The 19,588-nt window shown below is 70.5% G+C and carries 20 protein-coding genes; 10 read left to right on the forward strand and 10 right to left on the reverse strand.

What is annotated here, in order from left to right; genetic code table 11:
• Window positions 1-4: 4 nt before the first annotated feature.
• The 8 genes from TX83_RS00875 to TX83_RS00910 all read left to right on the forward strand — a co-directional run bounded on the left by TX83_RS00875 (window position 5) and on the right by TX83_RS00910 (window position 8,078).
• Complete coding sequence (locus TX83_RS00875; RefSeq protein ID WP_064746024.1) at window positions 5-550, forward strand: gamma carbonic anhydrase family protein; 546 nt, start codon at window positions 5-7, stop codon at window positions 548-550.
• Window positions 551-614: 64 nt separating this feature from the next.
• A complete protein-coding gene (locus tag TX83_RS00880; RefSeq protein ID WP_064746025.1) occupies window positions 615-1,112 on the forward strand; it encodes an RDD family protein in 498 nt (165 codons plus the stop codon).
• Window positions 1,112-1,795: an RDD family protein gene (locus TX83_RS00885; RefSeq protein ID WP_064746026.1), complete on the forward strand. Its 684-nt coding sequence runs from the start codon at window positions 1,112-1,114 to the stop codon at window positions 1,793-1,795. The genes TX83_RS00880 and TX83_RS00885 overlap by 1 nt, the downstream gene beginning before the upstream one ends.
• Window positions 1,792-2,805, forward strand: coding sequence for a stage II sporulation protein M (locus TX83_RS00890; RefSeq protein WP_064746027.1), 1,014 nt, complete (start codon window positions 1,792-1,794; stop codon window positions 2,803-2,805). The genes TX83_RS00885 and TX83_RS00890 overlap by 4 nt, the downstream gene beginning before the upstream one ends.
• On the forward strand, window positions 2,802-4,490 hold the full coding sequence (locus tag TX83_RS00895) for a hypothetical protein (protein WP_064746028.1): 1,689 nt from the start codon (window positions 2,802-2,804) through the stop codon (window positions 4,488-4,490). Before TX83_RS00890 ends, TX83_RS00895 begins: the two co-directional genes overlap by 4 nt.
• Window positions 4,487-5,710, forward strand: a complete 1,224-nt coding sequence (locus TX83_RS00900; RefSeq protein ID WP_064746029.1) for a DUF4350 domain-containing protein — start codon at window positions 4,487-4,489, stop codon at window positions 5,708-5,710. The genes TX83_RS00895 and TX83_RS00900 overlap by 4 nt, the downstream gene beginning before the upstream one ends.
• Window positions 5,707-6,696, forward strand: a complete 990-nt coding sequence (locus tag TX83_RS00905) for an AAA family ATPase (protein WP_064746030.1) — start codon at window positions 5,707-5,709, stop codon at window positions 6,694-6,696. Before TX83_RS00900 ends, TX83_RS00905 begins: the two co-directional genes overlap by 4 nt.
• Before the next feature lie 83 nt (window positions 6,697-6,779).
• On the forward strand, window positions 6,780-8,078 hold the full coding sequence (locus tag TX83_RS00910; protein ID WP_064746072.1) for a DUF58 domain-containing protein: 1,299 nt from the start codon (window positions 6,780-6,782) through the stop codon (window positions 8,076-8,078).
• Window positions 8,079-8,442: 364 nt separating this feature from the next.
• Here TX83_RS00910 and TX83_RS00915 read toward each other — a convergent pair whose 3' ends face one another.
• The 3 genes from TX83_RS00915 to aroE are packed head-to-tail and all read right to left on the reverse strand — an operon-like array spanning window position 8,443 to window position 9,965.
• Entirely contained in the window at window positions 8,443-8,706 is a 264-nt protein-coding gene (locus tag TX83_RS00915; RefSeq protein WP_064746031.1) for a YkgJ family cysteine cluster protein, read from the reverse strand.
• A 28-nt stretch (window positions 8,707-8,734) separates the two neighbouring features.
• Window positions 8,735-9,091: a DUF952 domain-containing protein gene (locus tag TX83_RS00920; protein ID WP_064746032.1), complete on the reverse strand. Its 357-nt coding sequence runs from the start codon at window positions 9,089-9,091 to the stop codon at window positions 8,735-8,737.
• Window positions 9,092-9,095: 4 nt separating this feature from the next.
• Window positions 9,096-9,965: a shikimate dehydrogenase gene (aroE, locus tag TX83_RS00925; RefSeq protein ID WP_064746033.1), complete on the reverse strand. Its 870-nt coding sequence runs from the start codon at window positions 9,963-9,965 to the stop codon at window positions 9,096-9,098.
• Window positions 9,966-10,014: 49 nt separating this feature from the next.
• Here aroE and TX83_RS00930 point away from each other — a divergent pair, with 49 nt between their 5' ends.
• Entirely contained in the window at window positions 10,015-10,926 is a 912-nt protein-coding gene (locus TX83_RS00930; protein WP_064746034.1) for a PD40 domain-containing protein, read from the forward strand.
• 451 nt (window positions 10,927-11,377) lie between these two features.
• Entirely contained in the window at window positions 11,378-11,695 is a 318-nt protein-coding gene (locus TX83_RS00935; RefSeq protein ID WP_064746035.1) for a hypothetical protein, read from the forward strand.
• A gap of 48 nt (window positions 11,696-11,743) precedes the next feature.
• Here the strand turns inward: TX83_RS00935 and TX83_RS00940 are convergent, their stop codons facing one another.
• From TX83_RS00940 to TX83_RS00970, 7 genes are all read right to left on the reverse strand, one after another.
• On the reverse strand, window positions 11,744-12,574 hold the full coding sequence (locus TX83_RS00940) for a hypothetical protein (protein WP_064746036.1): 831 nt from the start codon (window positions 12,572-12,574) through the stop codon (window positions 11,744-11,746).
• Complete coding sequence (hemB, locus tag TX83_RS00945) at window positions 12,553-13,545, reverse strand: porphobilinogen synthase (protein ID WP_064746037.1); 993 nt, start codon at window positions 13,543-13,545, stop codon at window positions 12,553-12,555. The genes TX83_RS00940 and hemB overlap by 22 nt, the downstream gene beginning before the upstream one ends.
• A gap of 199 nt (window positions 13,546-13,744) precedes the next feature.
• Entirely contained in the window at window positions 13,745-14,788 is a 1,044-nt protein-coding gene (locus TX83_RS00950) for a sulfate/molybdate ABC transporter ATP-binding protein (protein ID WP_064746038.1), read from the reverse strand.
• Between the two features lie 15 nt (window positions 14,789-14,803).
• Window positions 14,804-15,664 (reverse strand): sulfate ABC transporter permease subunit CysW, encoded by an 861-nt coding sequence (gene cysW / locus TX83_RS00955; protein WP_064746039.1) that lies wholly within the window; start codon window positions 15,662-15,664, stop codon window positions 14,804-14,806.
• Entirely contained in the window at window positions 15,657-16,523 is an 867-nt protein-coding gene (cysT, locus tag TX83_RS00960; protein WP_064746040.1) for a sulfate ABC transporter permease subunit CysT, read from the reverse strand. Before cysT ends, cysW begins: the two co-directional genes overlap by 8 nt.
• A 434-nt stretch (window positions 16,524-16,957) precedes the next feature.
• On the reverse strand, window positions 16,958-17,974 hold the full coding sequence (locus tag TX83_RS00965) for a sulfate ABC transporter substrate-binding protein (protein ID WP_064746041.1): 1,017 nt from the start codon (window positions 17,972-17,974) through the stop codon (window positions 16,958-16,960).
• A gap of 29 nt (window positions 17,975-18,003) precedes the next feature.
• Window positions 18,004-19,476, reverse strand: a complete 1,473-nt coding sequence (locus tag TX83_RS00970) for an OprO/OprP family phosphate-selective porin (RefSeq protein ID WP_064746042.1) — start codon at window positions 19,474-19,476, stop codon at window positions 18,004-18,006.
• Window positions 19,477-19,588: the final 112 nt, after the last annotated feature.

Raw genomic sequence — 19,588 nt, forward strand, 5'->3', positions numbered from 1 at the left:
GCGCATGAGCTTGCGCCCCTACCTCGATGCCTTCCCCAACCTCGGTGAGCGCGTCTACGTCGACCCCGCCGCGACCGTGATCGGCGCGGTCGACCTGGGCGACGACGTGTCGATCTGGCCCGGTTGCGTGGTGCGCGGCGACGTCAACACGATCTCGATCGGCGCCCGCACTAATGTCCAGGACGGCACCATCGTCCACGTCACCCACGAGGGGCCGTTCACCCGTCCCGGCGGCCTGCCGACCGTGATCGGCAACGACGTGACCATCGGCCATGCCGCGATCGTCCATGCCTGCACCATCGAGGAATTCGCCCTGATCGGCATGGGCGCCAAGATCCTCGACGGCGCGCGCGTGTCGCGCTTCGGTTTCGTCGGTGCCGGCGCGGTGATCGCGCCGGGCAAGACGGTCGGCGAAGGCGAGCTGTGGCTGGGCAATCCGGCGCGCTGCGTGCGCAAGCTCAGCGAGCGCGAAATCGAACAGTTGCGCTACAGCGCGCAACATTACGTTCGCCTCAAGGACCGTTATCTGGGCATGCTCTCGTCGGGCTAGTCACGGAATCGGGCGGCGTTTACAGTCGCGCAGGGGAAAAGCGCGACTCAGGAGTCGGGGCAACATGGAAGAACCGCAGAATCCGTACGCCGCACCGTCGGCACTGCCCGTGGCGGGCGAAGACTACAGCGTGCGCGCCGACCGCGGCACACGCCTGATCGCGCGTCTGATCGACGGCGCCCTGTACATGGTGTGCATGGCGCCGGTGTTCGTCGCCGTGGCGGTCGATCCCAACAGCGAACAACCCTCGCCCCTGCAGCTGGGCATCATGAGCCTGGGCTTGCTGTTCGCCCTGGCACTGTTCGCCTACAACCTGGTGCTGCTGGCGCAAAGCGGGCAGACCCTGGGCAAGCGCTGGCTGAAGATCAAGATCGTGCGCCTGGACGGCAGCCCGGCCTCGCTGGGCCGCATCCTCGGCCTGCGCATGATCGTGATCGGCCTGATCGAGTCGGTGCCTTGCCTGGGCGCGCTCTTCAGTCTGGCCAACGCACTGTGGATCTTCGGCGACGAAAGCCGTTGCCTGCACGATCTGCTCGCCGACACCAAGGTGATCAACGCCTGATGCTCGACACCTACCGCCAGGTGGTGACGCCCGAAGGCGTCGCGCTGCACCTGCGCGCTGCCGGGCCGGTGCCGCGCGCGCTGGCCTGGCTGCTCGATCTGGCGTTGCGCGCGGTGATCTACGCCGCGCTGTTCCGCGCCCTGGTCGGCCTGTTCGGCGAGGCCGGCTACGCCGTGCTCGCGCTGGTGGTGTTCGTGATGACCTGGTTCTACCAGGTGCTGTTCGAAGTGCTGATGCAAGGCCGCACGCCCGGCAAGTGGGCGCTGGGGCTGCGCGTGGTCGCCGCCGACGGCGCGCCGGTGGGCTGGATGGCCTCGTTCACCCGCAATCTGCTGCGGGTGGTGGACGCGTTGCCGGTGGGTTACGCCGTCGGTCTGGTCGCCTGCCTGTTCGATCCCTGGGGCCGCCGGCTCGGCGACATGGTGGCCGGCACCCTGGTGGTGCACGCGCCGCGGCATACGCCGCAGACCGCGGCGGCGGTGGTCCCGCCGCTGGCGCCGTCGTCGCCGCTGTTGCCGCACGAGCAGGCGGCGATGGTCGCCTTCGCCGAACGCGCGCCGCGTCTGACCCTGGCGCGCCAGATCGAGCTGGCCGAACTGACCGAGCCGCTGACCCGCAGCCGCGGCGAGCAGGCGGTCGACCGGGTCTACGGCATCGCCAACTGGCTGTTGGGGCGGCGATGAGACAAGAGCACTTCGTCGCCCGCCACGAGTACGAATGGCGCGAGTTCGAGCGCTGGCTGGAGCATCGTTCCGCCAGCGCCCGCCACGCTCGCGGCCACCGCCGCGAGTGGAACGGGCTCAGCGACGATCAGTTGCCCGAACGCCACCGCCGGCTGTGCCAGCAACTGGCGCTGGCGCGCCGGCGCGGCTACAGCGCGGTGGTCACCGATCGTCTGCAACAACTGATGCAGCGCGGCCACAGCGTGCTGTACCGGACCAAGCCGGTGCATTGGCGGCGGGCGATCGAGTTCCTGTTGGCCGGTTTTCCGCGCCTGGTCCGGGCCGAGCGCCATTGCATGCTGGCCGCGGCGCTGCTGTTCGTGCTGCCGCTGGCGAGCATTTTCGTCGCCATCCAGATCAAGCCCGATCTCGCCGCCGGCCTGTTCGACGTGCAGAGCCTGGCGCGCTTCGAGCAGATGTACGACCCGGCCGGCAAGAGCGACCTGGGCCGCACCGACGAAGACGATCTGCAGATGTTCGCCCATTACATCGGCAACAACGTCGGCATCGGCTTCCAGACCTTCGCCAGCGGCCTGGTCGCCGGCCTCGGCACGGTGTTCGTGTTGATCTTCAACGGCGTGATGATCGGCGGGGTCGCCGGGCATCTGCAGGCGGTCGGCCACGGCGACCCGTTCTGGCGCTTCGTCGCCGGCCATTCGGCGCCGGAACTGACCGCGATCGTGATCGCCGGCGGCGCCGGCCTGCGCCTGGGGTTGAGCCTGATCGCCCCCGGCCAGCGGCGACGGATCGATTCGCTGATCCACGGCGGCCGGCGCGGCGCCAAGATCTGCATCGGCGTGTTCGCCATGCTGGTGTTCGCCGCCTTCGTCGAGGCGTTCTGGTCGTCGATCGCCGGGGTGCCGGCGCCGGTCAAGTACGCGGTCGGCGCGGCGCTGTGGGTGCTGGTCGGGCTGTGGCTGCTGCGCGGCGGCCGCAACGCCGCCTATCGCGACGACGAAGACGCCGCATGAGGCTGGAAGCGCTCACCGTCGCGCTGCGCCCGCGCAGCGCCTGGGAGGCCGCCGAACTCGGCATGGCCCTGGTGCGGCGCCATGCCGGCGCGATCTGGAAGCCGTGGCTGCTGACTTCGCTGCCGTTGCTGGTCGCGCTCAACGCCGTGGGCTGGGCCCTGGATCTGCTGTGGCTGGCCGGCCTGCTGATGTGGTGGCTCAAGCCCTGGTTCGACCGCATCCCGCTGTTCGTGCTGTCGCGCGCGGTGTTCGGCGAAACCCCGGACACGCGCCAGACCGTGCGCGCGGCGCTGCGCTGGGGCGCACGCTGGTGGTTGCCGTATCTGACCTGGCGCCGGCTCGGTCCGGCGCGTTCGCTGTACCTGCCGGTGGATCTGCTCGAGGGCGGCAGCGGCAGCGAGGCCCGTCATCGCCGCGGCGCGCTCGGCGCGCCCGTGTACGGCGTCGGGTCGCTGCTGACCCTGACCTGCGTCCACTTCGAAATCGTGATCGTGCTCGGCGCCCTGCTCGGCGCGCTGATGTTCGTGCCGTTCGATTACCTGCCGGACACGTTCAAGGCCCTGTTCGAAGCGGTCGCGGCCCAGCCGCAATGGTTCGACGCCACCCTCAACGGCCTGGCCTGGCTGGCGACCGCGCTGATCGAACCGTTCTACGTCGGCGCCGGCTTCGGCCTGTACCTCAATCGCCGCACCGAGATCGAGGGCTGGGACATCGAGATCGTGTTCCGTCGCCTGCGCGCGCGCCTGACCGCGGCCGCGGCGCCGTTGTTGCTGGTGTTGTGCGCGATGGTCGGTTTCGCGCCGGACGCGGCAGCGCAGGCGGCGGACGCGTCTTCCGCGGCGCAAGCGCAGGCCGCGGCGGCCGTCGAAGAAGAGGCCGCCGGCGACGAGACGGTGGGCGAAGCGGCGGCCGAAGCAGCGGCCGAAGAAACGGCAAGCGACGAAGAATCCGCACCGCCGTACGCGCCGATCCGCGACTACGTCGACGACAGCCGCAAGAGCCGCCGCTTGCCATCGACCCTGGGCGAGGTGTTCGGCGAGGACCGCCGCGACGACCGCGCGCTGCGCGAGGCGGTGGCCAAGGCGATGCAGGACCCGACGGTATCGCCCAAGCGCACCCAGACGGTGTGGAAACCCAAGGCCGAGCGCAAGGACCAGGAAAAAGAGCGCAAGCCGTCCAGCCTGGAGATGTTCGACGGCCTCGGCGGCAATCTCGCCGCGGTGGTGCAGTGGCTGCTGTGGGGCGTGGTCGCGGCGATCGCGATCGCCCTGCTGTGGAGCGCCTCGCGCTGGCTGGGCTGGTTCCGCGGCGGCGAGGAAGAGGAGCCGTCGCCGGGCGAGGTGCGGGTCGGCGCCGCGGCCGAGCCCGAGCCCCTGCCCGACGACATTCCGACGGCGATCCGCCGCCTGTGGCGCGCCGGCCGCGCCCGCGATGCGTTGGCGCTGATGTACCGCGCCGCGGTCGAATCGATGGCGCAGCGCGCCGATATCGTGTTGGTGCCGGGTGCGACCGAGGCGCAATGCCTGCGCGCCTCGCGCAAGCTGGCCCTGGCCGACGACCGCGAGGCCTTCGCCCGCGCCGTGCGCACCTGGCAGTACGCGGCCTATGCCGACGTCCTGCCGGACGACGAAGAGTTCGACGATCTGGTCGGCCTGCTCGGCCGTCGTTTCGGGTGGACCGCATGAGCCGCGCCCGTCTGGCGATCGGCGCGCTGCTGGTGGTCGCAGTGGCGGTCGTGGCCGCAGTCGGCGTCGCGGTCTGGCGCGACGGCTACACCCGGGTCGAGGAGAGCGTCGACGCGCCGCGCAGCGGCGAAGCGGCCAGTAACCCGTTGTACGTGCTCAAGCTGGCCCTGCAACGCGATCGGGTCCAGGTCCAGGCGCGACAGCGTCTGGCGCTGGGCCTGCACCCGCTGAAGCCGCGCGACACGGTGCTGATCTTCCGCGACCCGCGCACCTTGAGCGCCGACGACGCCAAGGCCTTGCTGGCCTGGGCCGAGCGCGGCGGTCATCTGATCGTGCGCACGCCGCCGCTGCACGAACAGCTCGGCGAATCGCCGGTGCCGGTGTTGACCGAACTCGGCGTGACCTTGCTCGACCGCAGCGACGTCGCCGACGAGGAGGAGCTGCGTTCCGGCTGCGTCGGCGTGTACGAGCGCGGCCTGGAGGCGCAGGGCCAGTTCTGCGGCGGACGCCGGTTCTATTTCTACAACAGCGACAGCGCGCCCGAGCGCGCCTGGGGCGACGAGGACAGCGCCTACGTCTACGCCCGTTTCGCCCACGGCCAGGGCCATGTCGACGTGGTCTCGGACCTGGACTTCCTGTCCAACGACACCGGCTCGGGCAATCCCTTGTTGCGCGGCCTGCGCTTCTCCGACGACAAGATCGCCCAGCCCGCCAACGCCGCCCTGGCCCGCCAGCTGTTGGCGCCGAACTACCGCGCCGGCACCGTGCACCTGATCTATGCGGCGGAAGTGCCGTCGCTGTGGAAGACCCTGATCGAACGCAGCTGGATGGCCTGGCTGCCGCTGCTGCTGTGGCTGCTGGGCTGGCTGTGGCTGCGCATGCAGCGTTTCGGCCCGCTGCGGCCGGCGCCGGCGTTGGAGCGGCGCTCGCTGCTCGAACACATCGTCGCCAGCGGCGAGCACGTTTACCGTTACGGCTACGGCCCGCGCCTGTACGAGGCCGCGCGCCGCGCCTTCCTGGCCCGCCTGCGCCGGCGCGACCCCTACGCCGCCGGCCTCGACGGCGAGCCGCGCGTGGCGCTGCTCGCCGAACGCTTCAAGAGCGCGCCGGCCTTGTCCGCCGACGAGATTCGCGACGCGCTGACTCCGCCGCTGGCGCGCGAACACACCGCGTTCCGCACCCGCATCGCCACTTTGATCCGCATGAGAAACCGCTTATGACCCTCGACGCCGCTCCGCTCGTCCCGATCACCGGCGCCGCGCTGGCGCAACGCGCCGCCGACGTGCGCGAGGAAGTCGGCAAGGCCTTCATCGGCCAGGCCGAGGTGCTCGACCAGATCCTGATCGCCCTGCTCGCCGGCGGCCACGCCCTGCTCGAAGGCGTGCCCGGCCTGGGCAAGACCTTGGTGGTGCGCGCCCTGTCCAAGGCGCTGGACTGCGGCTACGCCCGGGTCCAGTTCACCCCCGACCTGATGCCCAGCGACATCAGCGGCCACGCGGTGTACGACCCGAAGACGGAGAGCTTCAACATCCGCCGGGGCCCGGTGTTCACCAATCTGCTGTTGGCCGACGAAATCAACCGCGCCCCGGCCAAGACCCAGTCGGCGCTGCTGGAGGCGATGCAGGAGCAGCAGGTCACCATCGAAGGCCACAGCTTCGAACTGCCGCCGCCGTTCCTGACCCTGGCCACGCAGAACCCGGTCGAGCAGGAAGGCACCTATCCCCTGCCCGAAGCGCAGCTCGACCGCTTCCTGCTCAAGATCCTGATCGGCTATCCCAGCCGCGCCGACGAGAAGCGCATGGTCAGCGCGGTCAGCCTGGGCCGCAGCGCGTCGGACTTCGACCTGTCGCAGGTGCGGCGCGTGCTCGGCCCGGAGGAGATCGTGGCGATGCAGCAGGGCACGGCGCTGGTGCGGGTCGACGAGGCGGTAATCGACTACGTGGTGCGGATCGTCGGCACCACTCGCGATTGGGCCGGCATCGCCCTCGGCGCCGGTCCGCGCGGCAGCCTGGCTCTGGTGCGCGCCGCGCGCGCCCAGGCGGTGCTGTCCGGGCGCGACTTCGTCACTCCCGACGACGTGCGCGAGATCGCCAAGCCGGCGCTGCGCCATCGCATCGCGCTGGCGCCGGAGCTGCAGATCGAAGGCCAGTCGCCGGACGACGTGCTGCACGCGCTGTTGGCCAAGGTCGAAGCGCCGCGGCAATGAGTCGGGCCGTCCCGCCGCCGTTGCCGGTCCATGCCGCCGCACCGCCGGTGCCGCGCGAGCGTGCGCTGGCGCGGCGCAGCTGGCTGCGGCCGGCGCCGCGGGTGGGCGCACTGGCGCTGGCCTGGTCGGCGCTGGGCCTGGCGGCGAGCGCCGGCTGGGCGCCGGCCTCGGCCTGGTGGCTGGCCAGTGCGGCCTTGTTCGCGTTGCTGCTGATCGACGGCCTGCGCCTGCGCGGCGCGCCCACGCCGCAGGTCGTGCGGCAGATGCACGACACCTGGGCGATCGGCGTCGAACGCCCGGTCACCCTGGTCGTAGAGACCCTGCGGCGTCAGCGCCTGGACCTGTTCGATCTGCATCCGGGCGAGTGGGCGATGCGCGATCTGCCGCGCCGGGTCGAGTTGCGGCGTGGCGAAAGCGCGAGCTTCGAATATCAGCTGCGTCCCGACCGGCGCGGCGATTTCCAGTTCGACGGCGTGCAACTGCGCCTGCATTCGCCGTGGGGGCTGTGGTGGCAGTCGCGCCTGGGCGGCGAGGTGCAGCGGGTGCGCGTGTTTCCCAATTTCGCGCCGCTGGCCAAGTTCGCGATGTTCAGCGCCGAACAGGCTTCGCGCCTGGTCGGCGCGCACGTCAAGCGGCGCCGCGGCGAGGGCACCGATTTCCATCAGATGCGCGAGTACCGGGTCGGCGACAGCCTGCGCCAGATCGACTGGAAGGCCACGGCGCGCGCGCGCCGGCTGATCTCGCGCGAATACCAGGACGAGCGCAACCAGCAACTGGTACTGATGCTCGACACCGGCCGCCGGCTGATGGCCCGCGACGGCGCGCTGTCGCATTTCGACCACGTGCTGGATGCGGCGCTGGTGGTGGCCTATCTGGCCCTGCGCCAGGGCGACGGCGTCGGCCTGCTGGCCAGCGGCGGCGAAAGTCGCTGGGTGCCGCCGCAGCGCGGCGTCGGCGCGATCGACAACCTGCTGCGCGCCAGTTACGCCTTGCAGCCGCAGGCGGTGGCGACCGATTTCCTGGCGGCGGCGACCGAGCTGTCGCTGCGCCAGCGCCGGCGTTCGCTGGTGATGCTGGTGACCAACCTGCGCGACGAAGACATGGACGACCTGCTTGCCGCGGTGCGCATGCTGCGCGGGCGCCATCTGGTATGCGTGGCCAGTCTGCGCGAGGGCTCGCTGGATCAGGCCTTGGGCGACGAGGTCGTCGACCTGTCCGGCGCGATCCGCGCCGGCGCGACCGCGCAGTACCTGGAGCAGCGTGCCGCCGCGCACGACGCGCTGCGCAACCACGGGGTGATGGTGCTGGACGTGAGCTGCGAGCAACTGGCGGCGTCGCTGGTCGAGAAGTATCTGGCGGTCAAGCGCGACGGTTTGCTTTGAGGCGCCGCGCCGGCGGCAGCGGCAACTCCTCCACTTTCGCTGCGCGATCGTCGCCCCCTGGGTCGAAGGGGGCAGCGGCAAGGTCGTACGCTGGTCAGGCCTCGGTAGCGCGCAAGGAAACTGCCGGCGTCATGCCCGCCATCGGGTCGTTCGCCGACGAGTCGTCCTACCGCTCGTGCCATGCGATCACAAAGCGCAGTTCGCCCGGCGTCCCGCTGCGACCCCGTCAAACGGCGCACACCGCCGGTCGCCCTGTCGCTAGACGACCCAACGGCGTAGCCGCCTGCCGGTCCCCCTTTGAAAAAGACAGGGGGAACTCCGTTCCTGCTTGGCCTGAGTGCTGGTCGATGCAAGGCATCGCGCCTCATCCCGGCCGGGTTTGCTCTTCCAGCCAGCCCAGCCACTGCATCGCCTGTGCGCGGTCTTGCCCGCACATCTCGCCGGTCGGTTGCAGCGAGCCGCAGAACGCCGGGCGCTCCGGTCGGCCGAACAAGCGGCAGCGCAGCTCGTCGTCGAGTTGCACGCAGGGTATGCCGGCCGGCTTGCCGTGCGGCATGCCCGGGATCGGGCTGTTGATCGACGGCGCGATGCAACAGGCGCCGCAGCGGTCGCGGCAGGCCTGGCTCATGCCGGCCCGCGTGCGAGACGCAAGTCGCTCATGGCGCTTCGAACGGTTCGACCGCGCGCACCGCATGCAGCGGAATCGGGCCGTAGACGTGCGGGTAGTGATCGCCGCTGCGCGCGCTCCAGTCGTAACGCAGCGCCGCGCCGAGCGCGGCCGCGTCCAGGCTCAAGCGCAGCAGCGCGCCGCGGCCGCGCTGGTGGCGCTCGATCACGCCGGCCAGCTGCGCCTGCGTCGCGCAATGCAGGAAGCCCTCGCGCGCCAGCGACTCCGGCGCGTACTCGCCGCGCGCCTGCGCCGCGGTCCAGTCGGCCGGTGCGGCGAAGTGATAGACGAGGGCGGGCGCGGGCCCGGCGAACGCAGGCGTGGGCGCGGGACCGGCGTTCGCCATGCGCTCAGTCCGCCGTGACCAGAGCGTCGTCGCGCTCGCGCAGCATCGCGTACACCGGATCGGTATCCGGACGCTTGCGGTGCCAGCGTTCGAAGCTTTCCGCGGCCTGTTCGACCAGCATGCCCAGGCCGTCGACGCGGTCGTGCGCGCCGGCGACCTTGGCCCAGGCCAGGAACGGAATCGCCGCTTCGCCGTAGCTCAGGTCGACCGCGGCGGTGCGCGGCGTGGCCAGGCTCATCGGCAGCGAAGGCATGCCGTCCTCGCGCGCGGCCGAGGTCGCGTTGACGATCAGGTCGAAGTTGCCCAGCGTGCCGACGTCGGCGAGGTAGCGCGGATGCACCCGGCCCGGCATGCCCAGCGCGTCGGCCAGCGCGTCGGCGCGCTCGCCGGTGCGGTTGACGATGTACAGCTCGCCGATGCCGGCGTCGAGCAGCGCCGGAGCGACGCCGCGCGCGGCGCCGCCGGCGCCGATCAGCAGAGTACGGCGCGCGCGCAGGTCCAGCCCGTGGCGGTCGGTGAGGTCGCGGATCAGGCCGACGCCGTCGGTGTTGTCGCCCTCCCAGCCGGTGGCGGTGCGGATCAGGGTATTGACCGCGCCGGCGCGTTGGGCGCGCTCGCTCAGATGGGTGCAGATGCTGGCCGCGCGGGTCTTCAACGGCAGGGTGATGTTGGCGCCGAGGCCGCCCTCGGCGGCGAACTCGGCCAGGGCCACGTCGAACTGCTCCGGCGCGGCGTCGATCGCGCGGTACTCCAGGGCGATGCCGAACTGACGCGCGAACGCAGCGTGGATGCGCGGCGACAACGAATGGGCGACCGGATGGCCGAACACGGCGTAACGCAGGACGGGACTGGACGAACTGGAATCGATCGACATGGACGCGCCTCGTTCTAGACTGGAGACCTTTCCTGTTGGGAGACGCACGATGCGGCACGCCAGGGTCCGGTTCGGCTCCAGTCTACTCCTCGCCTGCGTACTGGGCGTCCCGGTCCAGGCCGGTTTGGCCGAATTCGGCATAGAAGGCATGGGCGTGGTGTCCACCCCCGACAGCGAGGTGCGAGCCACGGTGAGTCCCGACGGACGGCGTATCGTCTGGGGCAGCGATCGCCCGGGCGGTCCGGGCGGCCGCGATCTGTGGCAGGCGGAACGGGTCGACGGTCGTTGGCAGAACCCGCAGCCGCTGGCCCTGAACGGCCCGCACAAAGACTACGACCCGATGTTCAGCGGCGACGGCCGCTGGCTGTATTTCTTCTCCGACCGTCCCGGCGGTCAGGGCGCCGAAGACCTCTATCGCGCCGCGGTGCGCGCCGACGGCTTTGGTCCGGCCGAGAATCTCGGCCCCGGGGTCAACACCGCCGGCCGCGAATGGGCGCCCGCGCCGAGCCGCGACGGCCGCTATCTGTTGTTCGCCAGCGACGGCCGCGGCGGCGCCGGCGGCCAGGATCTGTGGATCGCGAGCTGGAACGGCCGCGCCTTCGCCGATCCGAAGCCGGCGCCGGGCCTCAACACCGCCGCCGACGAATTCGATGCGACTTGGCTCGGCGACGGCCGCGCGATCGTGTTCGCGCGTTCGCGGGACGTCGATGGCGACGGCGACGTGCGTGTGTACCTGGCCCAGTGCGACGGCGCGCGCTACGGCGAAGCGACGCCGCTGGCGCTGTCGTTCAACGCGGCCGGCGCCTACACCTACGGCCCGGTGATCGATTGGAACAAGCCCGGCGAGCTGCTGCTCAACGGCACCGCCAAGGCGCCCAAGGCCGGCAAGCAGGACATCTACCGGATGAAGGCGCCGACGGTCACCGGTCAGGACGGTTGCGTCGGCCCAGGCAAGGGCTGAAGCGCTGCGCCCAGCCGCTCGCCGTCGAACTTTTGTAGGAGCGGCGTAAGCCGCGACCGCTCAAGCGCTGGACGCAAGCGCCAGGGCCGTAGTCCGGCCGTGCGGCGCCTCTGCCTTGGCGCACGGTTCTATCGGTGTCGAACACGAACGTGGCGCGACACCGCTTCGGTGGTCGCGGCTTACGCCGCTCCTACAGAAAGCAAGCTGCTGCCGTTGGAGTGGGAGAGGTTTCCCACGGGGATGCCCTCCGGGCGCAGGCCGCGTCCGCGCTGGCCGACGTAAGCGCCGAAAAAAACGGCCAGCCTCCGGTCGCGGACGGGCGGCGCCGGCATTTCCGCCGATACCGGTCGAACCGCCGCCCATCGGAACCGTTCCGCAGCCGGGCGGGCGCGCGCCGTCGCGTGGCTATGCTGCGCCGGCCACGCTGTGTGGCCTATGAAAAGGACTTTTCATGAACGTCTCGAAAGCCAAGTTGGGGGGACTGCTGTTCGGGTTCGTGTTGTCGCTCGCCGCTTTGCCGTCGCTCGCCGCCAGTTCCGGCGGCGCGACGCCGGTGCCGTCGGATCCGGCCCGCTTCGGCGAATGGAAGGCATCGGTGCGCTGGCTGCAGCCGCACCGCGTCGACGGTCCGGGCGGTTCGATGGTGTATTCCTGGACTTACGCCCACATCACCGCGCTGAGCCAGAGCGAGTGCGAAACCCAGCTCTATGGCTACGCCAGCCAGCTCAATGTCCAAGTGGTGAACTACTGCGCCTTCTACCCGTACTGATGCACGCTGCGGAGCCGCCGTGCGCGGCTCCGCAGTTCTTTCATGCGCTCAGTACGGCGCTTCGAGGTTCTGCCATGGCAGCGGGTTGAAGTCGTACACCTGTTGCCGCGACAGCGTGCCGTCGGCCGCGATAGCGCCGCGGAACAGGCCGCCATGTTCGACCCACAGCAGCTCGCCGCGGTCGAACTCGGCCCACTCCCAGTCCGGCAGGTCGATCAGGCGTTCGCTGCGGCGGTCGTAGAGGGCATGGCGATCGTGGCAGTGGCCGCGGCCGGGACGTTCGACCAGGCCGGCGTAGGCGATCTTGCGCAGCAGCCAGTGGCCGCCGGCAGGCTTCTCGAAGGTGGTCAGGGTCGAACCCGAGCTCGGGTCGGCATGCTTCAGCGCCCAGCCGTCGCGTTGCAAGCGCAGGTAGTACACGCCCGTGCAGTCGCTGCCGTAGCGCTCCGGCGAGGGCGGTTCGCTGCGCCGGCGCAACCCGGAGTCGGTGCGTTCGACACAGTGGCTGCCGTTCAACCAGTACTCGCCCCGGTCGAGAAACAGTCCGCCGCCCTGATAAGTGTCGCCCTTGGGAAAGAAGTCCAGCGCCTTCAGGTACGGCACGCGCGAAACCGCGCTCCACGACGAGGGCCGGCGGCCTTGGTTGGAGGCGAAATAGAGCAGGTGACGGCCGTCCGGCGACAGGTCGCAACGGCGTTCGTAGATGCGGCCCTTGAGCCACTGGCCGACCGCGACGCGGTCGTCGTCGCGGTTCCAGCCGAGCACGCAGACCCGCTTGCTCGGGCCGCGGCGCAGCACCACTGCGGTGTTCGCGGCGCGCGCCAACAGAATGTGGACGCGCGCCGGAATCCGTGCGATTACCGCGCTTCGCGCATCCATTGCGCCGCATCCAATGCGAAATAGGTCAGCACCCCGTCGGCGCCGGCGCGCTTGATCGAGGTCAGCGATTCCAGCACGCAGCCGCGCTCGTCCAGCCAGCCGTTGCCGATCGCCGCGCGCAGCATCGCGTACTCGCCGCTGACCTGATAGACGAAGGTCGGCGCGCCGAATTCGTCCTTGGCCCGGCGCACGATGTCCAGGTAGGGCAGGCCGGGCTTGACCATGATCATGTCGGCGCCTTCGTCCAGATCCAGCGCGATCTCGCGCATGGCCTCGTCGCTGTTGGCCGGGTCCATCTGGTAGGTGTACTTGTTGCCCTTGCCGAGCGCGCCGGCCGAGCCGACCGCGTCGCGGAACGGGCCGTAGAAGCTGGAGGCGTACTTGGCGCTGTAGGCGAGGATGCGGGTGTGGATGTGGCCGCGCTGCTCCAGCGCTTCGCGGATGCGGCCGATGCGGCCGTCCATCATGTCGCTGGGCGCGACCACGTCGGCGCCGGCGGCGGCGTGCGACAACGCCTGCTTGACCAGGGCTTCGACGGTTTCGTCGTTGAGCACGTAGCCGCTGTCGTCGACCAGGCCGTCCTGGCCGTGGCTGGTGTAGGGGTCGAGGGCGACGTCGGTGATCACGCCCAGCTCCGGAAAGCGCTGCTTGAGCGCGCGCACCGCGCGCTGGCACAGGCCGTCGTCCTGCCAGGCGGCTTCGGCGGTCAGCGACTTGGCGTCCGGCGCGGTCACCGGGAACAGCGCCAGCGCCGGCACGCGCAGCTCGCTGGCGCGTTCGGCGACGCGCAGCAGTTCGTCGATCGACAGCCGCTCGATGCCGGGCATCGAGCCGACCGGCGCGCGGCCGTCGAGTTCGTGCACGAACACCGGATAGATCAGGTCGTCGGCGGTGAGGACGGTCTCGCGCATCAGCCGGCGCGAGAATTCATCGCGGCGCATCCGCCGCGGGCGCGTGTAGGGATAGCTCATGGGCGCCTAGTCTACTCCCGCGGCCGGCGCGGGCCTGCGACCGCGGGTCGCGGCGGGCGGGGACGCAGCGTTCCGGGCACGACGGGCAAGCTCGCGTCGCAACCGACCCGTGTCGCAGCCGACCAAGCCCGGCACCCGCATTGCACCCTTTCCCGCAAGCCAGAGAGGGGGCCGCCGGCCTTCAGGACTGCGCTCGGTGTCAGTCGGAATACACCCGGTAGCGCAGCGGCCGCACGTGCACGGTGCTGCCGGCGGCCGGGATGACCGCGTCCGGGGTCGCGGCCAGGTCCAGTTCCAGCGGCCGGTGCTGGCTTTCGATCGCCAGTTCCAGGGTGATCCGCTCGGCCAGCCGGTGGGTCGAGACCACCCGCGCCGGCAGGCCGTCGTCGCCGTCGACCAGGGCCATGTCGTGCGGGCGTACGTACAGCTTGGCGCGGCTGCGGCTGTGGCTGTCGACCGGCAAGCGCATGGCGTGGCCGTTGACCGACAGCTCGCCGCCCTCGGTCTGGCCTTCGATCACGTTGGCGCGGCCGATGAAATCGAACACGTAGGCCGAGGCCGGCGTGCTGTAGATCTCGTCGGGAGTGCCGATCTGTTCGATCCGGCCGTCCTTGAGCACCACCACCCGGTCGGCCAGTTCCAGCGCTTCTTCCTGGTCGTGGGTGACGAACAGGGTGGTCTGCCCGGTCTGGTCGTGCAGTCGGCGCAGCCAGCGGCGCAGCTCGACCCGGACCTTGGCGTCGAGCGCGCCGAAGGGCTCGTCGAGCAGCAGCACGGTCGGGTCGATCGCCAGCGCGCGGGCCAGGGCGACGCGCTGCTTCTGCCCGCCGGACAACTGTTCGGGATAGCGCGCGCCCAGTTCCGGCAGTTGGATCAGGCCGAGCAGTTCCTGCACGCGCTTGGCGATCGTCGCCTTGTCCGGGCGCCGCGCGCGCGGCCGGCTGCGCAGGCCGAAGGCGATGTTCTCGGCCACGGTCATGTGCTTGAACAAGGCGTAGTGCTGGAACACGAAACCGACGTTGCGTTCGCGCAGGCTCAGCCGGGTGGCGTCCTGTTCGCCGAACAGCAGTCGGCCCGAATCGGGCTGCAGCAGGCCGGCGATGACCCGCAGCAGGGTGGTCTTGCCCGAGCCCGAGGGGCCGAGCAGGGCGACCAGTTCGCCGGAGGCGACCTGCAGGTCGACCGCGTCGAGCGCGGCGACGCCGGCGTAGCGCTTGGCGATGGCGTGGAGATGCAGGTCCATGTACGAAGCCTTGAGTCAGTGCCGGCGGTGCGAACGTGCGAGCGCGTCGCCGTGGCGCGCTTCGAGCCAGATCTTGATCACCAGGGTGACCAGGGCCAGGCCGGCGAGCAGGGAGGCGACCGCGAACGCCGCGGCGCCTTCGCCGCCGAGCTGCTTGTACAGCACCTCGACATGCAGGGAGAGGGTATTGGTGCTGCCCATGACGTTGCCCGACACCACGGTGACCGCGCCGAACTCGCCCATCGCCCGCGCGCTGCACAGCAGCACGCCGTACAGCAGGCCCCATTTGATGTTGGGCAGGGTGACGCGGAAGAACATGCTCCAGGCGTTGGCGCCGAGCGAGCGCGCGGCCAGTTCCTCGTCGCTGCCCTGCTGCTCCATCAGCGGAATCAGCTCGCGCACCACGAACGGAAAGGTCACGAACAAGGTCGCCAGGACGATGCCCGGCGTGGCGAACAGAATCTTGAGGTCGTAGCGGTTGAGCAGGTCGGCGAAGAACCCGTGGGTGGGGCTGAACAACAGCACCAGGCACAGGCCGGCGACCACCGGCGAGACCGCGAACGGCAGGTCGATCAGGGCCAGCAGGGTGCGCTTGCCGCGGAATTCGAAGCGGGTCAGCGCCCAGGCCATGAACACGCCGCAGACCGCGTTGACCGGGACCACTATCGCGGTGGTGATCAGGGTCAGGCGCAGCGCCGACACGGTGTGCGGGTCGCGCACCGCGGCCAGCCACACGTCCAGGCCGCTGCCGAACGCGGTGCCGAGCAGCATCAGCAGCGGCAGCACCACGACCAGCAGCATGATCGCCACCGCCGCGCCGATCAGCGCCCAGCGCACCCAGGCCGGTTCCTGCAACTGGTCGCGCGCCTCAGCCATCGGCGCGGCTTCCGTGCGAGAGCCAGCGCGAGCCGGCGTTGATCGCGACCAGGCACAGGAACGACATCAGCAGCAGCAAGGTCGCCAGCACGATCGCCGCGGTCACCCCGCCTTCCTCTTCCAGGCGGATGGTGATCAGCAGCGGCGCGATCTCGGTCTTCATCGGCAGGTTGCCGGCGATGAAGATCACCGAGCCGAACTCGCCCAGGCCGCGGGCGAAGGCGAGCGAGAACCCGGTCAGCAGCGCCGGCAACAGCTCGGGCAGGATCACCCGGCGCAGGGTGGTCAGGCGCGAGGCGCCAAGCGAGGCGGCGGCTTCTTCCTGCTCGCGGCCCAGGGTTTCCAGCACCGGCTGCACGGTGCGCACGGCGAACGGCAGGCCGATGAAGATCAGGGCGATGACGATGCCGGTGAGGTTGTTGACCAGTTGGATGCCGAACGGCTGCAGCAGGCCGCCGACCCAGCCGTTCTGGCCGTAGATCGCCGCCAGGGTGATGCCGGCGACCGCGGTCGGCAGGGCGAAGGGCAGGTCGACCAGGGCGTCGAGCAGGCGCCGGCCGGGGAAGCGGTAGCGCACCAGCACCCAGGCCACCACCGCGCCGAACACCAGGGCGATCAGGGCGGCGACGAAGGCGGTGCCGAAGCTGACCTTGAGCGAGGCGACCACGCGCGGGTCGGAAATCGCGCGCAGCCAGCCGGCCAGGCCGAGGCCGCCGGAGCGCAGCACCAGGGCGGCCAGCGGCAACAGCACCACCACCCCCAGCCAGGTCAGGCCGAGGCCCAGGCCGAGGCCGAAGCCGGGGAGCGGCTTGCGCCAACGCGTGGCGGAAGCCGGCAGGGTCAACGCGTGCTCGCTCATGTGGCGGTGGGCGGCCGGTGGCGGGGGACAGAGGGGTGTGACGCTATCGTGGGTTTGCGGTCCTGGGGAAATGCGCGTTGGTTGTTAGCTAGTGCGCGATGGCGATATCGGGCCGGGCCACGATGACCGCGGGCGGGTTCGCGGGCGGTGAACGCGGGCCCGGAGACGGGGCGGCGGCGAACCGGACCGGACCGCCGGGAGGGAGCGACCAGTCCCCCGATCGCCGGGGACAGGAGCAACGCAAACCGAGATCGCCATGCCCGGAACTCGTCGCGTCGGCTGGCCGCCCCCTGTAGGAGCGGCGCAAGCCGCGACCGCACTGCATCCGTCTCGCGTCGTCCGTGTCCGACGGCTGCGAAGCCACGTGGCCGCCCCTAAGCGGGGGGCCGAGGGCGGCGGATCAAGCGCGCTTGCCCCCCGCCGCCCCAGCGCGATCACTTCGGCAGATAGATCTTGTCGAAGAACCCGCCGTCGGAGAAATGCGCGGCCTGGGCCTTCTTCCAGCCGCCGAAGGCGTTGTCGATGGTCACCTGCTTGACCGCCGGGAACTTGGCCAGCTCCGCCGCCGGCACTTTGTCCGGCTCGGCGGGGCGATAGCCGTGCTTGGCCGCCAAGCGTTGGCCTTGCGGGGTGTAGAGGAAACGCAGATAGGCCTCGGCCTGCTTGCGCGTGCCGTGCTTGTCGACGTTCTTGTCGACCCAGGCCACCGGCGGCTCGGCCTTGATGCTCAGGCTCGGCACGACGATCTCGAACTGGTTGCGGCTGGCCGGTTCCTGCAAGGTCAGCAGGGCCTCGTTTTCCCAGGCCAGCAGCACGTCGCCGATCTTGCGGTCGACGAAGGTGGTGGTCGAGCCGCGTGCGCCGGTGTCGAGCACGGGCACGTTCTTGAACAAGCGGGTCAGATAGTCGACCACCTTGCCGCCGTCGCGGTACTGGGTCGAGGCCCAGGCCCAGGCGGCGAGGTAGTTCCAGCGCGCGCCGCCGGAGGTCTTGGGATTGGGGGTGATCACCGACACGCCCGGCTTGGCCAGGTCGTCCCAGTCCTTGATGCCCTTCGGGTTGCCCTTGCGCACCAGGAACACGATGGTCGAGGTGTAGGGCGAGCTCTGGTGCGGCAGGCGGCTCTGCCAGTTGGCCGGCAATTGCTTGGCGTTGGCGATGGTGTCGATGTCGCCGGCCAGGGCCAGGGTCACCACGTCGGCCTCCAGGCCGTCGACCACCGCGCGCGCCTGCTTGCCCGAGCCGCCATGCGAGGCGCGCAGGTTGAGGGTTTCGCCGGTCTGCTGTTTCCATTGCGCGGCGAACACCTGGTTGACCTCGGCGTAGAACTCGCGGGTCGGGTCGTAGGACACGTTGAGCAATTCGGCGTCCTTGGCCGCGGCGGCGCCGGCGGCCAGGGCCAACGCGAGCAGGGCCCATCGCAACGGCGTCTCTCGGAAAATGTTCTTCATGGTTCGGTCCTGTACGAAAGGAGGAAAAGTCAGAAGGCGAGTTGGGCGCGGGTGAAGAAGGCTTTTTCGTCTTCGCGGTCGCGGCCGGCGGCGGCGCCGCCGTCGAACGCGGTCTGGGTGTAGTTGGCGACCAGCTTGAGATTGCCGGTCAGGTACCAGTTCAGGCCCAAGCCCCAGGAGCGCGCCGCCGCGGCCACCGCGTTGCGGTCGGCATAACGCGGGAACGCGGCCTCGTCGATCTCCAGGCGGCCGTAGCGCGCGACCAGTTCGAACGCGCCCCAGCCTGCGCCACCGACCGTAAAAGGTTGGTTAGGCCGGGCCACGCCCTTGTAGCCCGCGTCTTCGCCGGTGAGCACGTAGCCGGCGGTGACCTGCCAGGCGCGATGGTCGAGTTCGCCGGCGAAGGCGCCATTGCGCACTTCCTGGCTGGAGCCGACGTATTCGCCGATCACGCCGAAGGCGTTGCGATAGAACCACGCCTGCGGCGACCAGCGGCTGTGCGCGCCGTCGGCCAGCACCGCGCTGCGGTAATTGAAGAACTGCACCTGGCCGGGCGTGCGGTAACGCGGCAAGGCGTTGTTGCCGCCGCCGCGCTTGTCGCCGCGGCTGCCGGCGAGGCCGAAGCCCAACCCCGACAGCGCGCCGCCGTCGTTCTTCCACGGTTCGACGAACACCCGCCCGGCCAGTTCGAACTCGTTGTCGGGATTGACCGTCGGGCTGTCGCGGCCGTCGACCGCGCCGTTGAACACGCCCAGGGCGTACGACACGGTGGCGCCGGCGAGTTCGCCCTGCAGCTGCACGCCGAGGTCGCGGTTCGGGGTCAGCTCCGAGGCCAGGCCGAGCTCGATCAGCGCATTGGAGCCGCTGGACTGCAGCCGTTCCAGGCCGACCGGGCTTTTGAACTTGCCGATCCGCACGGTCGCGCGCGGATCGAACTTGAGATCCAGGTAGGCGTCGTTGACCGTCGCGCTGTCGCCGGCGAATTCGGGCGTCAAGCGGAAGCCGACCAGCGAACCCCAGGTGCCTTCCAGGGTCGGCTGGATGCGCCGGAACAGGAACGTGTCGTTTTGCGGCGAGCGCTCGTCGCCGATGAAGAAGCGGCCGTCGGCCTGGACCAGCGCCTTGAGCTTGACCTCGACATCGCCGGGCGGCGGCGATTTGATCGCCAGGCCCTTGCTCGCGCTCAGCGACACGCTCGGCGTACTCGCGGCCTTGGCCGCGGCCTCTTCGGCCTGCAGCTCCAGCTTGCGTTCGATGATCCGCAAGCGCTGGTCGAGCTCGGCCAGGCTGCCGCTGTCGGCCGAGGCGCCGGCGATCGCGTCGCCGCCGCCGAGGCGTTGCTCGATCGCGCGTAGGCGCTCGGCCAGCGCCTGGACCGTGAGTTCGCCGGCGGGCGGCGGCGTTTGCGCTTGCGTCGGCAGCGCCAGGGCGCAGGCGATCGCGCCGCACAGCCAGACGGTCGCGGCGCGGGCCGCATGCGGAGGTCGAACCCGGATATGCATGATGTGCTCCTACGAACGGGCGGAACGGTGAGGCGATCCGGGTGGCGCGGAAACGCGGTGGAGGTGACGTGATGCGTCGGCCCGGTCGCGGCCGCGCCTGCGCGCGTTGGCA

Source organism: Lysobacter antibioticus HS124, from assembly GCF_000336385.2.
Classification (GTDB): domain Bacteria; phylum Pseudomonadota; class Gammaproteobacteria; order Xanthomonadales; family Xanthomonadaceae; genus Lysobacter; species Lysobacter firmicutimachus.